The sequence below is a fragment of the Microbacterium testaceum genome (assembly GCF_020781835.1).
GTDB lineage: Bacteria > Actinomycetota > Actinomycetes > Actinomycetales > Microbacteriaceae > Microbacterium > Microbacterium testaceum_H.
On sequence record NZ_JAJGNJ010000002.1, the window covers coordinates 30,330 to 46,292 of the forward strand.

At 66.8% G+C, this 15,963-nt stretch carries 14 protein-coding genes; 2 read left to right on the forward strand and 12 right to left on the reverse strand.

Features of this window, described 5'->3' with window-relative positions; genetic code table 11:
- Window positions 1-66: 66 nt before the first annotated feature.
- Window positions 67-906, forward strand: coding sequence for a hypothetical protein (locus LL239_RS02725; protein WP_228161919.1), 840 nt, complete (start codon window positions 67-69; stop codon window positions 904-906).
- Window positions 907-1,106: 200 nt separating this feature from the next.
- On the opposite strand, the gene LL239_RS17960 is transcribed toward LL239_RS02725, so the two are convergent.
- The 3 genes from LL239_RS17960 to LL239_RS02740 are packed head-to-tail and all read right to left on the reverse strand — an operon-like array spanning window position 1,107 to window position 4,711.
- On the reverse strand, window positions 1,107-2,534 hold the full coding sequence (locus tag LL239_RS17960) for a restriction endonuclease (RefSeq protein WP_228161920.1): 1,428 nt from the start codon (window positions 2,532-2,534) through the stop codon (window positions 1,107-1,109).
- Between the two features lie 3 nt (window positions 2,535-2,537).
- The gene (locus LL239_RS02735; protein WP_228161921.1) at window positions 2,538-3,611 is read right to left on the reverse strand and encodes a DNA cytosine methyltransferase; all 1,074 of its coding nucleotides are present in this window, start codon (window positions 3,609-3,611) and stop codon (window positions 2,538-2,540) included.
- Window positions 3,608-4,711, reverse strand: coding sequence for a DNA cytosine methyltransferase (locus LL239_RS02740; protein WP_228161922.1), 1,104 nt, complete (start codon window positions 4,709-4,711; stop codon window positions 3,608-3,610). The genes LL239_RS02735 and LL239_RS02740 overlap by 4 nt, the downstream gene beginning before the upstream one ends.
- 170 nt (window positions 4,712-4,881) lie before the next feature.
- Here LL239_RS02740 and LL239_RS17965 point away from each other — a divergent pair, with 170 nt between their 5' ends.
- Window positions 4,882-5,883, forward strand: coding sequence for an HNH endonuclease (locus LL239_RS17965; protein ID WP_228161923.1), 1,002 nt, complete (start codon window positions 4,882-4,884; stop codon window positions 5,881-5,883).
- A gap of 280 nt (window positions 5,884-6,163) precedes the next feature.
- Here LL239_RS17965 and LL239_RS02750 read toward each other — a convergent pair whose 3' ends face one another.
- The 9 genes from LL239_RS02750 to LL239_RS02790 form a co-directional block, all read right to left on the reverse strand.
- Entirely contained in the window at window positions 6,164-6,550 is a 387-nt protein-coding gene (locus tag LL239_RS02750; RefSeq protein ID WP_228161924.1) for a DUF779 domain-containing protein, read from the reverse strand.
- A gap of 188 nt (window positions 6,551-6,738) precedes the next feature.
- Window positions 6,739-8,289, reverse strand: coding sequence for an acetaldehyde dehydrogenase ExaC (exaC, locus tag LL239_RS02755; protein ID WP_228161925.1), 1,551 nt, complete (start codon window positions 8,287-8,289; stop codon window positions 6,739-6,741).
- 160 nt (window positions 8,290-8,449) lie between these two features.
- Entirely contained in the window at window positions 8,450-8,974 is a 525-nt protein-coding gene (locus LL239_RS02760) for a hypothetical protein (protein WP_228161926.1), read from the reverse strand.
- A 28-nt stretch (window positions 8,975-9,002) separates the two neighbouring features.
- Window positions 9,003-10,310, reverse strand: a complete 1,308-nt coding sequence (locus tag LL239_RS02765; protein ID WP_228161927.1) for a GAF domain-containing protein — start codon at window positions 10,308-10,310, stop codon at window positions 9,003-9,005.
- A gap of 126 nt (window positions 10,311-10,436) precedes the next feature.
- Window positions 10,437-11,288 (reverse strand): LamG domain-containing protein, encoded by an 852-nt coding sequence (locus LL239_RS02770; RefSeq protein WP_228161928.1) that lies wholly within the window; start codon window positions 11,286-11,288, stop codon window positions 10,437-10,439.
- Between the two features lie 26 nt (window positions 11,289-11,314).
- Complete coding sequence (gene manD / locus LL239_RS02775) at window positions 11,315-12,544, reverse strand: D-mannonate dehydratase ManD (protein WP_228161929.1); 1,230 nt, start codon at window positions 12,542-12,544, stop codon at window positions 11,315-11,317.
- A 9-nt stretch (window positions 12,545-12,553) separates the two neighbouring features.
- Entirely contained in the window at window positions 12,554-13,804 is a 1,251-nt protein-coding gene (locus LL239_RS02780; protein WP_267188869.1) for a mannitol dehydrogenase family protein, read from the reverse strand.
- 41 nt (window positions 13,805-13,845) lie between these two features.
- Window positions 13,846-14,838 carry a dihydrodipicolinate synthase family protein gene (locus LL239_RS02785; protein ID WP_228161931.1) on the reverse strand — a complete coding sequence of 331 codons (993 nt, stop codon included), beginning with the start codon at window positions 14,836-14,838 and terminating at the stop codon, window positions 13,846-13,848.
- A gap of 50 nt (window positions 14,839-14,888) precedes the next feature.
- Window positions 14,889-15,929 carry an NAD-dependent epimerase/dehydratase family protein gene (locus LL239_RS02790; protein ID WP_228161932.1) on the reverse strand — a complete coding sequence of 347 codons (1,041 nt, stop codon included), beginning with the start codon at window positions 15,927-15,929 and terminating at the stop codon, window positions 14,889-14,891.
- Window positions 15,930-15,963 lie beyond the last annotated feature (34 nt).

Below are 15,963 nucleotides of genomic sequence, written 5' to 3' on the forward strand. Positions count from 1 at the left end.
GAGCCGGCCACGTGATTGAGCTTCATTGCCTACCCGCCCGCACGTTCGCCCTGGCACGATGAGGGCATGACGCTAATCGTCGGAGTAGTCGAACCGAGAACCGGTGCCGTGTATCTCGCTGGAGACACGAAGGTCACGTGGGACAGCGATACGACACGATCGCGAAAGATCTACACGCAGCCGGTACTCAAGATCATCCGGCTGTCCGAGGACCTCGCAGTGGGCTACGCGGGGATGGGCCCGGACACACTTGCTCACGAGGTGGCGAAGCTCCGAGACTTGGATCTCCAAGGTGTATTAAGCGGGCTTGAGAAGATCAGCGGAGCCACTTTCATCCTCGCCGGGCGGAACCCGGGTCGCCTATGGAAAATTCTTGACGGTGAGTGGGCGGAAGTCACCAAAGAAGGCGTAGTAATTGCGGGTCAAGACGAACAGATCAATGGCACGACTGTTTTCGAGATCGTCAGGTCTCGCATGCTTGACTTCCCAAACGATGACGCCGGAGTGCGACTCATGTCGACGATGCAGCACGTGATCCAGTTCGTGAAGCCGAGCTCCATTGGGGGCTTGCTCGTGATGATCTCCGCGACGAACGTCGAGGGCTTCCGCTACGACATGACTCCTTCAACGAGCTTCGAGGCGATCTACGAGGGAGTGATCACAGAGCGTCCGCTTAGTTTTCATACGCTGCCGGGCACTGAAGATACCCCTGGGGCGCTGGGGCTCTGGATCGAGAATTCCGGTACCGGGCTCATGTTCAAGGACGGTGAACCTGACGTCCGACATGAACTGCGGGTTGCCTCCGAGGCTCAGTTCGTGGAGGAGGCGAGGGAATCGTTCGGTCAGTCGCTGCTTCTACCACCCAAGGATGCGATGAGCGAGGTGATCCGCCAACTCTCCGGCTAAGGCACTGCTAGCCGATGGCGCGGGGTCGGACGCTGTTGGGTGGGACTCGTCCAGCGCACCGACTCACTGGCGTGGACGCCCAGCGGATTCTTGTCAACCACTCCGCCGCGCTTGGCGCTGGGACAATCCCGTAGTCGGTGTAGGCAGCGCCGAATGGGCTCGTCTCGTAGGCTTTCGACTTCCACGGCAAGCCTGGCCCGCTACTCTTTAGGCACCTCGGCGAGTTGAGGTCGTTTCCTGCGCAACGCCCCTACCGCGAACTGATGCAGTTCGGCCCGTAGTCCCGCTGGACCCTTTGCGCGATAGTTCGCCAACGACTGGCCGTCAAGTAGCACTATCTGGATTGCGGTCGCCTCGGCCGCCTCCCGAGCGTAGGCGACGACCGACTTTGCAAAGACCCCGGTAGTGAGAATGATAACTACCTGCGCACGCAACAGCGTGGCCATACCGATCTCTTTCGCGAGCACCGACAGAGACACCGGCGCCACTTGGTTCTTGCACTGGAACAGCCACCGAGTGAAATGGAGATGTGCGCCCTCGGCGACGAGGTCGACTTCTGCGCCGCCGGTCTGCGCGCTGCGCAGCCGCATTTCGGCGGGTATCAGCCCGACATCAGCAGCCACCCGAAGTGCAAGCAACTCCAGTGCGACACCCTTCTTTCCGGTGTCGGCTGAGCCCAGGTCCGCGAGAATGCTGTCCGTCGAACGGTTCAACTCCGCCTGCAGGTCTGCCGGAACGTCTCCGAGCTCGAGGCCGTCGATGAGCCCGACATCGAGGTCCAGCGCGCGCTGGGTGAGTTGAACGGTCCCCCCCTTGCCTCCCCGCCCGGCTTCCTTGAGCGTCCTCTCGATGAAGCCAGCGGCGACGAGAGGCTCATAGATCTGCTTGCCGACAAGCCCCGCGTTGAACTCGATACCTCGCTGTCGAAGGAGTTCGAGGACTTCAGCCGATTGAGCCGCCGTACGGTTGCCGAGGCCTCTCACTCTCAGGACTTCAACTACTGCCCGCTGTGGAGGTGTGAGACCCCGCCAGCTTCGAACCTCTTCTGGAGTGGCACCACCCAACTCCAGAAGAATCTGGTGATCGACATTCCAGTACATGTCGACAACCCCCGAGGGCTCAAGCCACTGTCGCAGCTTGCCCGCGTATGAACTATTGGTCGACACCTGGTACCCGCGAGACCGCAACTCATCGTCTATCTGCCTCTTTGTAACGGCACCATCGCGCGACCGCACGTCAAGAGCGATTTGGAGCAACTCCATCCCATAGCGTTCACGAAGGAGGAAGCTGGTGAACAATCGGTGCCCATCGGCAGGCTCAGCCGCGAAGGTGAGCATTTTGGAGCCCAACTCCGTGAGCACCAACGGGTCGCGTGGTGAATCAAGGAGGCCGTACTGCTGCATACCAGTGACGACGTTGTTGGCGCGTTTCCGTTGCTGATCGAGTTGAGCGTTCGGGTCGTGCGCACGTTTCTCAGCGGAGGTCGCAAACCACCTGCTGCGTATCCACTCGACAACTTGCGCTCGATCCCCCTTCACTCCGTCGATGTGTTTGAGGATCTCGAACACAGCGTCGGGAGAACCCAGCTGACCTGGCGTGAACTCATTGGGAGCGGGAAGCTTCGGCACCAGTCAGGCCGCTTTCCGCTCCGAGGTCATCTCCTGCACATGTGCCGCCAACTGAGTTCCGAGCGCGTTCGCCAGCTTGGGGGGCACCGCGTTTCCTACCTGACGCCACTGCTGCTCAACGTTTCCTGCCAGAAACCAGTTATCCGGGAATGTCTGAATGCGTTTGACTTCCTCGATGCGCAGAATCCGGCTCCTCCAGTGAAACGGGCCCATGTTATTTGAGCGCCGTGCCTGAATTGTCCACGAAGGCATGTCTGGGCTGAGCTTCAGAAGAAACGACCAATACCGTTTGCGCCACTCGAACTGTGGATCTGGATGGCCGCGTTTTGCAGTGAAGAAGAGATAGTTCTCGCCTGGAGGGATCTGCTTCAGCAGGTCCCGATGTTTCCCTCCAGCAACGTGCCCCTCATCAGAGGCATTCTCTTCCGTGTCAAGATCCGCAAGAACTGAGCCCGCGGTCGCCCAGGGTCGAAGAACACCTTCGACCGAAGGGTCTGCGTGTGTCGGACTCGGCCAGACGAAGCCGTGACCAAGTGTTCCAACGATGAAGAATCGCTGGCGAACCTGCGGAACACCATAGTCGGCTGCGTTCAGGACCCGATATTCACAGCGATAGCCGTAACTCTCTGCGGTCGCGATGATGTGCTCAAGTGTTTCTCTGTGCACCTTGAACGCCATGCCTGCAACGTTCTCGAGCAGGAACGTCTTCGGGCGAAGCCAGCGAAGAGTCTCCAGGTAACCAGTGATGGTCACTTCTCCGATTGGATCCTCCATCGCGCGCGGTTTGTCCGTGCGATAGAACCTGCTCTTTGAGAACGGCGGGCAAGGCGGACCGCCGACGAGCAAGTCCACATCCTCGAGCTTTGCCACACCCACCATGTCGGTGACTCTCTGCTGAGTGAAGTCCGAGATGCTGCCGTTGAAGAATGCCGTCTCTGGGAAATTCTGCTCATGACTCTTGGCGGCGTAAATGTCAGTGTCAACCGCTGCAATGATCTCGAACCCGGCATCCCTCATTCCGAGGTCGAGCCCGCCTGCTCCAGAGAAAAGGCTCACAGCACGCATTGGCGTGTTCATGCGGCCACCTCGGAGCGAGATACCGACGCTACGGCCGACGCGACCATCGCCTCGGCCATCACTGACGGCACGGCATTGCCAATCTGTCGCACCTGCTCGCGTCGAGGACCTGCAAACGTGTACCCAGCCGGAAACGACTGCAGCGCAGCAAGTTCAGCGACTGACAGGCGACGGCTGTCCCAATGGAACGGCCCGGTCCACGGACCCGGGCTAGCGGGTATAGTCCACGACGGCCGGTCGGGGGAGAGCTTCAGCAAGAAGTTCCAGTAGCGTGTCTCAGCCTCGAAGGTTGGGTTCGGGTGCCCTGCCCACGCCGAATGGAACTTGTAGTTCATGCCGGGTGGAATTTCCCGCAGATGTTGAGCCCAACGGCCCTCGACAGCGACGACGTCATGTGACACGAGGACCGGGTCCACCTCGGCGAGGGCGTCACCAGCCGTGCGCCACGGCAACAAATCGATCGACGGAGTCTCTGCATGGGTAGCCACCGGCTCCGGAGGTGTCTGCTCGAGCGAGCCCAGCAGAAAGACCCTCTGCCGCGACTGGGGCGCACCGTAGTTCGTTGCAGTGGCAACGACGGTCCGCGTGAAGTAGCCCGCTGCCTCCGCGTCTGCGCGTAGCGCCTCGAAAATGTGCTTATTACGAGGGTGAAGAATGCTTGGCACGTTCTCAAACACGAACGCTGAGGCATCGGTCTCGAGCACAAGGCGCAAGAACTCGTGCACCAACGTGCGCCTGCTGTCGGGACGGGCGGCCGGTCTCTCCGTCGGGCGGTCTGCGGCCTCTCCGCGAGCCCGCGCGCGTCGGTATGCAGCCTCTTCACCCTTGTCGACCCAGTAAGCCGCCTTGCTGAACGGTTGGCAGGGTGCGCCCCCGATCACGACTACATCCTCGCTCGCTCGCAGACCGGCGTCTGCACGAAGCTGACGACCGGTCAGGGCGGTCACGTCCCCCAGCATCGAGCGCCCGGGGTGAAGCCTCGGGTTCTTCGCCATCGTCTCGCACGAGTAGGAGTCGTTGTCGACAGAGAGCCGCAGATCCGCACCAGCACGGTGCGCGCCTATGCCGAGGCCGCCCGCGCCTGCGAAGAGATCGATCACAGGAAGATCTTTGATCACGGGATACCTTTCGTACTGACCGGTGAGGATGCTGCGACGGTACGCCGACCCTCCGACATCGCCCGCCAGCCACATCCGAGCGTACCTTCGGTGGAGGCGCCTGCCAGGGAGCGTCGCCAGCGGGTCGAGGACCAGTCGCGGTAGGGTCAGCCGTGGCCCCCGATGAGTCTTCCCGTCTGCTGTCCTCACGCGAACTGCACGAGCGGGTCGAGGACAGCCTCGTCGCCGCGGGCCTCTCGGTAACGGCGTTGCCGCAGGAGGCCGTAAAGCCCTTTCGATACGCAATCGGAGGGAATCGCCTCGATGAACCGACGCTCGTCCGAATCTACGCATGGAACGTGACGCACGGGGGCGGTCACGTTCGTGCTCCGGATGAGTTCCGGATTCAGTTGACCACCTACCTGCCCGCACCGCGGGCGGGGGAAGTTCTGATCATCGTCGGATGGAGCCAAGAGCACCGCGTGTTCGTCGGATGGGACCCCTCCATCCATGACCACCGTAGCTCAGGCTCTCCTTCTCTTCAGGTGCGGGAGGAGGTGATGCGCGGTGCCGCCCAGCGTGGATTCGCTGCCGCGACTCGAACGAGTGGTGACATAGTGGTCGCGTTCCGTCCCCAGCTGCTGGCCACATACTGCCTCAACGTTCGAGAACTCCATGAGAGTCACGAACGGGCCAGCGAGTGGACACTGGCAACCGATGCCTCTGAGCCATCGGCGCCCGATACTGAGGATCAGGTTCGCTCGACGGTTGAGCGCCGACTGAGACTCGCGTTTCGAGCTTGGGACTTCAGCTACAGGATTCGCATGGCCTATCGGCGCCGATGCGCGATGTGTGGACTCGGACTCGGCCTCATAGAGGGTGCACACATCGTGCCGGTGGCATGGCCGGGGAGCACTGATCAGACAGACAACGGTCTAGCGCTGTGCAGGAACCATCACGCTGCGTACGACAGCGGGATCATCTCGGTATCGCCTGAGTACGAAGTCCAGGTCTCTGCCCGTTCGCACGCGCTCGACCATCTAGACGAGCTCGACCGCTGCTGGCTGGATGACCTCGACGGGCGCCTGCTTAGGATCCTTCCCGCTTCCGATCGGGAGCGCCCCAGCCCGCGAAACCTTGCGATCGGAAGAGAAGCTCGCCGTTGGGAAGGATAGCCAACCGCTCCACGTGTTGATTCGAGGGGCCAGTCGCCCCCCCGCCCCGGCTTGGATGGCTCCTTGTCTGTTCGCAGCGAACGTATTCGCAGACCTGACAGCGCGATACGCACAAGAGTGTGAAGACCAGGGCACTGAGAAAGCTCTTGCCCGACCTTGTGCTCTTCACTCGCGCACAACGACGAAGGCGCTTTCTCCAGGCAGCGCTGCGAAAATCACCAGCCCAGTCGGCAGGTTGCGAGGGAGACCGTAGCGCATGCAAGGCCTTTGGCTACACCCGTCAGCCGGTCACCCCAAACGCCACAGCCTCCTCCTCAGTCAGCATCCGCGACCGGATCAGGAACCGCATGCCCGTCGGTCCCTCGACCGAGAACCCGGCGCCACGACCCGGCACGACGTCGATCGTGAGGTGCGTAAACTTCCAGTACTCGAACTGCGACTCCGACATGTAGACCTCAATGGGGTCGTCGAGACCGACGTCGATGTGGCCGAGATGCACGTCGCTGGGGCCGGTGAGGAACATCCCCACCGGGTAACACATAGGGGAGCTGCCGTCGCAGCAGCCGCCCGACTGGTGGAACATCAGCGGGCCGTGCTTCGCCGTCAGGTCGCGCAGCAGCGCGGCCGCGGCATCCGTCACATCCACGCGGGAAGGCTGGGTCGTCATGTCCCACTCCTTTCGGTTCATGTCCCAGAATGTGCCGACAGGGGGCCTGCCAACCCGCCATAAGTGGGACGAGGGTCCGGCACCGCAACGGGCAACCGCCCAGCACCGGACTGAAACGGGGAGACCCCCGGGCGTGAACCCGGGGGTCACGAGGGCCGGGATCGCCGCCACGACCCCGGCTCCGCGGATCAGAAGAAGCCCATCGAGCCTTCGGCGTACGACACGAGCAGGTTCTTCGTCTGCTGGTAGTGGTCGAGCATCTTGAGGTGGTTCTCGCGGCCGATGCCCGACTGCTTGTACCCGCCGAACGCGGCGTGCGCCGGGTACTGGTGGTACGTGTTCGTCCAGACGCGTCCGGCCTCGATGGCGCGGCCGGCGCGGTAGGCGGTGTCGCCGTTGCGGCTCCACACGCCGGCGCCGAGGCCGTAGAGGGTGTCGTTCGCGATCGAGATCGCGTCGTCGAAGTCGTCGAACGACGTGACCGACAGCACGGGGCCGAAGATCTCCTCCTGGAAGATGCGCATGTCGTTCGTGCCCTCGAACACCGTCGGCTGCACGTAGTAGCCGCCCGACAGCTCGCCACCGAGGTCGACCCGCTCGCCACCGGTGAGCAGCTTCGCGCCGCCGGCCTTACCGATCTCGATGTACGACAGGATCTTCTCGAGCTGGTCGTTCGAGGCCTGCGCGCCGATCATCGTCTCGGGGTCGAGCGGGTTGCCCTGCTTCACCTTGCCGACGCGGGCGAGGCCGTCGCCGAGGAACTGGTCGTAGATCGACCGCTGGATCAGCGCCCGCGACGGGCACGTGCACACCTCACCCTGGTTCAGCGCGAAGAGCGTGAAGCCCTCGAGCGCCTTGTCGTAGTAGGCGTCGTCGGTCGCGCGGGCCACGTCCTCGAAGAAGAGGTTCGGGCTCTTGCCGCCGAGCTCGAGCGTCACCGGGATGAGGTTCTGCGACGCGTACTGCATGATCAGACGGCCCGTGGTGGTCTCACCCGTGAAGGCGACCTTGCGGATCCGCTTGTGCTGCGCGAGCGGCGCCCCCGCCTCGATGCCGAAGCCGTTGACGATGTTCACGACACCGGCCGGCAGCAGGTCGCCGATGATGTCGAATAGGAACAGCAGGGATGCCGGGGTCTGCTCGGCCGGCTTGATCACGACGCAGTTGCCGGCGGCGAGCGCGGGAGCGAGCTTCCACGCGGCCATGAGGATCGGGAAGTTCCACGGGATGATCTGCCCGACGACACCGAGCGGCTCGTGGAAGTGGTATGCCACGGTGTTCTCGTCGAGCTGGCTGAGCGACCCCTCCTGCGCCCGCAGCACGCCCGCGAAGTAGCGGAAGTGGTCGACGGTCAGCGGGATGTCGGCGGCGAGCGTCTCGCGCACCGGCTTGCCGTTCTCCCACGTCTCGGCGACGGCGATGGCCTCGAGGTTCTGCTCCATGCGGTCGGCGATCTTGTTCAGGATGATGCTGCGCTCAGCGGGCGTGGTCTTCTTCCACGACGCGAACGCCTTCCACGCGGCATCCACGGCCCGATCGATGTCTTCGGCGTCGCCGCGGGCGATCTCGCAGAAGGGCTTGCCGGTGACGGGGGTGATGTCTTCGAAGTACTGGCCGCTGTGCGGCTCGACCCACTCTCCGCCGATGTAGTGCCCGTACCGCTCGCGATACTGGGCGACGGCCCCGCGCTGTCCGGGGGCGGCGTAGACGCTGGAAACGCCTTCTTCGACGATGGTCATGCGTGTCTCCTTCGACGGTCATGAGACGCCGCGTCCGCTTCGGGCGGCGATGCGCTGACGGTACGCCGCGCCACGTTGCATCCGGTTGCACCGGTGACGTGCGGCCCGGAGACACAGGATGCCGCGACCCCGAGGCCGCGGCATCCACTCTGTTCTGCACTTACGCGTCGGCGTCGACCAGCACCGATCGCAGCGGCGGGACGTTGACCTCGTGCAGGTCGACGTCGTCGAGGCGCTCGATGCTCACCACACGCGGAGCGATCGCGCGGTCGTCGGCCACGATCCAGCTGCCGACGAGGAGGAAGCGGTCGTTGCCCGCGGTGATCGGCCCCGTCACGGCGAACGTCGCGGCCGTCGGCGTGACGAACGTGACGCGCACCGGCGTGCCGTGGGGGAGGGTCGAAGGGTCGACGACATCGGCCGAGAGCGCCGGCTCGGGGGCCGGGATGCCGAGGTCGATGCGCTGGATCTCGGCGCTGGTCGCGAGGATGACGTCGCCGACGAGAGGCTGCCCACCCACGCCGATGCGGACCGTGCCCTCGATCGCGTACAGACCGTAGCGCGGCGACCGGACCAGGACGCGGGCGATGTCGCCGGCCTTCACCTCGGCGACGGCTTCGCGGATGCGCCCCACATCGCGTCGGGCGCGAGCTGCCGAGAAGATGTCGAGCGTCTGTTCGTCCATGGATTCAGCGTAACGAGGGCCTCCGACATCAGTCCCGCTCGAGACGCTCGATCCGGGAGACGAGCCCAGCACGCTTCGGCGACCGGGCGGGCAGCATCTCGAGGCACAGCCGCAGGACCTCGGCGTCATCGCGGCCGTCGACGGTGTCGGCATAGGTGAGGAGCACATCGACGCCCGCCTCTTCGATGAGGGCCTCGCGCAGCGCCTGGCGCACCGACTCCCGCACCTCGGCCACCCCCGGCGCCACCGAATCCGGCAGAACCGGCCCGCGGTAGGCGGCGAGCGCGACGCGGTGCGCCCCGCGATCGAGCAGTGACAGCACGTGCTGGGCGTCGGTCTCGAGGCCGTCGGGCAGCCGGTACGGACGGGATGCCGGGACCAGCGCCGGCGCGAGGGGCTCGAGCACCTTCCGCAACCGCACCATCTCGGGGCGCAGCGTCTCGGTCGCGGGGTGCCCGTACACGGCCTCGCTCAGCGCCTCGGCCGACATGCCCTCGCGGTGCACGGCGAGCAGCAGGAGGATCTCGGCGTGGCGGGCGCCGAGTTCGATCACCGTCTCACCGGCCTCGCCCTCGACCTCCAGGAGCGCGCGGTCACGCCCGAGGATCCGCAGCAGCGCGCGCGTCCCGGGCGAGCGCTTCGGTCGCCGCGTCGGGGGGTCCTGCTGCGCCCGGAGCCGCCCGACCAGGATCTCGCTCTCGATCGCCCGGGCAGTGGCATCCACGAGCAATTGAGCCTGCGGAGTCACGGCCTCGGGGCCGCCGGTGACGTCGATCATGCCGAGCAGCCGCCGCGTCTCGGGGTCGTGCACCGGTGCCGCCGTGCACGACCACGGCTGGACGAGTCGATTGAAGTGCTCGGCGCCGCGGATCTGCACCGACCGGTCGAGCGCGATCGCCGTTCCGGGTGCGGACGTTCCCACGGCATCCTCCGACCAGTTCGCCCCGGCGACGAAGCCCATGTCGCCCGTGAGCGTGCGCACGCGCCGATCGCCCTCGACCCACAGCAGGCGCCCCGCGGCATCGCCCACGGCGACGACCACGCCCGAGTCCTCGGCGGAGCCCGGCAGCAGCAGCGCCCGGACCATGTCCATGACCCCGGCCAACGGATGCGCACGGCGATATGCCTCGAGTTCCTCGGAGGCGAGATCGAGCGTCGGCAGGCCCTCCGGACCGACGAGGGATGCCAGCGACCGCCGCCACGACTCCTGCACCAGCGGGCGCACGTCGGCGAGCCGGCGATCCTCGTTGCCGGCGAGGAGTTCGTCATGCGCACGCGCGATCAGCAGCCCCGAGGTCTCGGGGGAGATGGCTGGTCGCGACCAAGGCGAAGACACGGAAACTCCCATCGGCGGTGACGGAGGTGCGTCCAGTGTAGGTCGGGTGGGGCCGGCGCGGGAGGGTCGGGCGCAAGGGGGTACCGCGGTGGTCTGCGTCGAGCGGGCAGACCACCGCGGTACGCGTCAGGACGTCATGGCGTCGTAGTGGGCCTGGATCTGCGCGGCGCTCAGCTCGGAGTCCCACATCGCGATCTTGCCCACGGCGCCGTCGAACCACGACCCGAAGTCGCGCGTTCCGGCGCGGAACGGCGCGGTCCCCCGCTCGGGCACGATGACCTGGCCACGGATGCTGAGGTCGTCCTGATCGCGCAGCACGCCGTCGCGGTAGACCTTCGTGTACCCGTTCGGGTAGGCGGTGCTCGTCGCCGTGGAGTTGATCACGAGCACGTAGTGGATCCACTCACCGGCGCTCACGGCATCCTGGAAGTAGGATCCCGCTCCCAGACCGCCGCTCAGATTGAACGAGTATCCCGAGATGCGGTTGGGACGGTTCTCGTCGTTCTGCAGCGAGTACATGCGCGAGACGTACTCGAACTGCCCCGTCGTACCCTTGCCCATCCAGTGCACGTAGCCGCTGCTCTCGTCGTTCGGGAACTGCAGCACGTCCGGGCGCATCCACGCCTCGATCGTGATGACCCCCGTCGTCGCGGGGCTCAGCACATCGGCATCCGCCGCCTCGAAGTACTGCGTGGCGCCGTCGAAGTCGACCGCGGTGTCGCCGTTGGGCAGAGTCGTGGGTGACGGAGCGCCGACGTAGGAGCCGGTGAGCTGACCGCCGGTCAGATCCGGTTCGCTGCCCGCGGCGGCGCCCGACATCGCCCAGTACACATCGGGGTCGTCGGCGAGGACCGCCGCGTCGTACGTCGAGACGTCGTCGGGCGCACCCGGCAGAACGGACGCGGCCGCCAGAAGCAGCGCGACGGTGGAGCTGAGGCCGAGCCGGAGGGCGCGACGCAGGATTCGTGCGGATGACATCAGTTCTCCTTCGAGGGGTGGGGTTTTCACCAGTCGTGCATGGTGCCGTCGGGCAGACGATTGAAGGGCAGGTAGGCCCGCTGATAGGGGAAGGCGGCAGCGGCCTCCTCGTCGACCTCGACACCCAGGCCGGGACGGTCGGACGGGTGCAGGAACCCGTCGACGAACGTCATCCCCTGGTCGAACACGCTCTCGGTGAGCGAGCTGTGGAGCATGTACTCCTGGATGCCGAAGTTGTGGATGGCCAGTCCCACGTGCACCTGCGCGGCGAAACCGATGGGGGAGACGTCGGTGGGTCCGTGGAAGCCGGACTTGATCTGGTACTGCGCGGCGAAATCCATGACCTTCTTGAGCGGGCTCACGCCCCCGAAGTGCGTGGACGCGGCGCGCACGTAGTCGATCAGCTGCGCCTGGATCAGGTGCTGGAAGTCCCAGATCGTGTTGAACACCTCACCGATGGCCAGCGGGGTGATGGTGTTGCGGCGCACGACCTCGAGGGCGCGCTGGTTCTCGGCGGGGGTGCAGTCCTCGAGCCAGAACAGGTCGTACGGCTCGAGCGACCGGCCCAGGCGCGCGGCCTGCAGCGGCGTCATCCGGTGGTGGCCGTCGTGCAACAGCGGCAGCTCGGACCCGAACTCGTTGCGGACGGCCTCGAAGACGGTGGGCAGATGCCGCAGGTAGGCGCCGGTGTCCCAGTCCTCCTCGGCGGGCTGGGAGCCGCGGCCGGCCGGCTCGTAGTCGTACCTCTCACCCGTCGACTGCGCCTGGGACGCGACGCCGTACACCGCCCGCACTCCCGGGATCGACGTCTGGATCCGCACCGACCGGTGCCCCTCCTCGAGCGTCGCCCGCACGGAGTCGAACAACTCGGGCAGGTCCCGCCCCGAGGCGTGCCCGTAGGTGTGCAGGCCGACACGGCTGGCCCCGCCGAGCAGTTGATACAGCGGAAGTCCGGCGACCTTGCCCTTGATGTCCCACAGAGCCATGTCGACCGCGGCGATCGCCGCCATCGTGACGGGGCCACGGCGCCAGTACGCGCTGCGGTACAGGAACTGCCACGTGTCCTCGATGCGGTGGGCATCGCGCCCGATCAGCAGCGGGAGGACGTGCTCGCTCAAGTACGACGCGACTGCCAGCTCCCGGCCGTTCAGTGTGGCGTCGCCCCAGCCGACCACACCGTCTTCGGTGACGATCTTGAGGGTGACGAAGTTGCGACTCGGGCTGGTGACGATGATGTCGGCGGAGGAGATGCGCACGGAGTGCTCCTATCGGTGGGTCGTGGGAAGGCGGGCGGCCCGGGCCGCCCGATCGCGAAGCGTGGTCATGACCGTGTCGTCGGTGGCCCACGGAGCATGCAGACGCGAGACAGCGGAGGGGAGGTCCGTCCCCGCCTCGGTGGCGAGGAATGCGGCGACGGCACGCAGACCGGCATCGCCGTCGCGACCGGCACGGCGTTCGGCCTCGATGGTCGGGATGACACGGGTGCGGAGCTTCTCCGCGCTGCCGGCCGCGATCTGATCCAGGCGATGGGGGATCGCCGCATCCGCGAACCGGACGGCCAGAGCGGCGCGGTAGTCGTCGAGGCCGGTCGTCGCGGGGATGCTGCGCGCCGCGGCGTCCCACAAGTCGTCGACCCCTCGCCGCAACGCCGGATCGGCGAAGGCCTCGGCGACCGTGACGTGACCGCGCAGGCGTCCTTCGAGGGCGAGGAACGTGTGGGCGGCGTTGAGCAGGCGCAGCTTGCGCAGTTCGTACGGTGCCACGTCGTGCACGACGACGGCACCGGCGCGCTCCCACGCCGGCCGGTCGCCGGCGAAGGCGTCCGCGATGATCCACTCGCTGTGGGCCTCCGCGAGCACGGCTGCGCGATCCTCGAACCCCGTGAGGTCCTCGGCCAACCGGCACGCCTCCGGTGTCGGGGCCGGGGTGATCCGGTCGACGACCGAGTCGGGGAACGCGACCTCGGCGCGAATCCAGTCGGCGAGCGCCTCGTCGACACCCGCGGCGATCGCGAGGACCGCCGACCGGAGCAGGCCGCCGTTCCCACTGAGGTTGTCACAGGAGACCACGGTCAGGGGGACGCCGGTGCGTCGCCGTGTGTTGAGCGCGTCGGCGAGACGCCCCGGCGCGGTCTGGGCCGCACGCCCCTCGCGCAGAGCGACGATGTCGGCGCGAGCCGCCGCGGACCCGGGATCGACGCGCCCGTCGTCGCCCAACAGGTAGCCCGCCTCGGTCACGGTGACCGTCACGACCGCCACGCCCTCGTCGGCGATCGCGGCACGGAAGGCATCGCGGTCCCGTCCCGACGACACCGCGGTGAGCTGGTCGATCACCGTGGCCTGCGGACGTTGCCCAGGGACGACGAGCGTGTACACGCCGTCCTGTTCCGCGAGCGCCGGGGGAACGGCCGACCGGCCCGTGAATGCGGAGATCCCCCATCGGCGTTCGTCATCCACCCGCTGCGTGTAGGCCGCCTGGTGGGCGCGATGGAACGCGCCGACGCCGACGTGGACCATTCCCGTCCGTGCGCGCGGGCGGGTCCTCCCCAGCCGGGGTCTCACGCCAGCCATTCGTCTCGCCGATCGGCCACGAAGTCGACGTCGAGCAGTTCGGGGAATCGCGCGAGCGCGTCGGCGATGAGCTGCTCCTGGCCGGGCGAGAGCCGCTCGCGATCGGTCAGGCACAGGCTCGTCGCCAACAGACCCTGCTGCCGCAGCACCTCGTTGACGCCCGCGACGCACCCCGCGAAGTCGCCGGATACGTCGAACACCGCCGCGTTGATCTCGGCCAGGTCGGTCGCAGCGGCGAGGGTCGACGCCGACACGGCTCCGGCGTCTGCTTCACCGACGGCGTGCCGACGCAGTCGTGCCGCCGCTCGCGCGCCGACCGCCCACTGCCCGAGCAGTCCGCCCCGGGCCCGGACCTCGCGCTCCTGACCGCCGACCACCGCGCGGGTGGGAGTGATCAGGTCGTGCACGATGGCGTCGTCGTTCCCGGTGAGCAGTGCGATCTCGTCCCATCGGTCGTGGTGCAGGAGGGCTCGGACCACATCGTTGGTGCGATAACGGTCGAACGGAGCGGTCTTCACCGCCACGGTCGAGGGCTGGTCGAACAGCGCCGTCCAGAACCCCCGGCTCAATCGCAGCCCGCCCACGCTCTCCTGCAGGTAGAAGCCGATCGTCGGCAGCACCTCGCCCACCGCCCGCGCGCGATCGAGCAGAGTCTGCTCGGTGCGATCCGCCATCCCCCACGGCGAGAGCAGCACCGCGTCGTACCCGAGCTCCGCGGCGACGGATGCCTCGGCCACCGCCTGCGCCGTGTCGCCGACGATGCCCGCGATGCGGAGGGGGTCCCAGCCCGCAACGGGTTCGGCCGCCATCGCCCAGACACCGCGCAGGGCACCGAGATCGTCGTGCAGTTCGAACTGGGTCGTGTGCACACCGACGGCGATTCCGTCGACCTGGGATGCCGCGTAGTAGCGGGTCAGCGCGCGTTGCGCGCGCTCGTCGAGGCGCCGCCGCTCGTCGAGAGCGAGCGGGTGCGCCGGCACGGCGACGCCTGCGGCGAGCCGATCCGCGACGCTCCGAACATCCGGCCGCATCAGTAGGCCCCCCGACGCTGCTCGAACTTCGTCGCCTTGCCCAGGGCGCGGTTGCCCGCCGACACCCAGTCCGCGACCCAGTCGATGAGGGTGCGCAGCGGGACCGTGGGATAGCCGTACAGCGCGAAGCAGTCCGACGCGTCGCTCAGGAGCGCGTCGGTCGCCTCGGCGCCGGTGAACGTGGCATCCGCCCCCATCCTCTCGGCCAGAAGCGTCGCGATCGTGCGCACGGGGATGGTCTCGGGCCCGGTCGCGTTGAGGATGCGCGGAGGCGTCGCGGCCAGCTCGATGCTGCGCAGCGCCCAGCTGCTGATGTCCCCCTGCCACGCGACGTTCGCCGCCGGCATGGTGACGTCCACCGGCGACCCCGCTGCGATGGTCTGCGCGATGTCGGCGATCACGCCGTACCGCAGCTCGCACGCGTAGTTGAGCCGGAAGATCGTCGTGGGGGTGTCCCACCGCTCGGCCGCGTAGGTGAAGACCCTCTCGCGCCCGAGGCAGGACTGCGCATAGTCGCCGTCGGGGCGCGGCACGTCGGTCTCACGACTCCCCCCGGATGTCAGGGAGGTGAGCCCGTAGACGTTGCCGGTGGAGTAGATCATCGACGGGACGCCGCGGTAGCGGTCCGCGACGAGGGTGGGGATCGAGACGTTCGACCACCAGGTCCGGTGCTCGGCGCCGGATGTGCCGAACTTCATCGCTGCCAGGTAGAACATGCCCGCGGCGTCGGGAAGGGTTCCATACGCTGCGGGGTCAGCCAGATCGGCTGCGACCGTGCGGATGCCCGCGTCGTCCAACCCGCGACGGGTCTCGGCGTCGGTCCACCGCGAGACGGCGATGACTTCGGCCGTCGAGCCCGCCTCGTCGAGGGCCGCGCGCGCCATTCGCGCCATCGTCGGACCGATCTTGCCGCCCGCACCGAGCAGCACCACGTCGCCGCCGAGCGCCGCCAGGGCAGCGCCGACACCGACGCCGGGCTCACTCAGCAGGGCGTCGAGCGCGCGATCGGTGTCAGGTGCGGGCTGGGAGACTTTCGCCACGGTGTTTCCTCTCATCAGTGTTCAAACGTTTGCA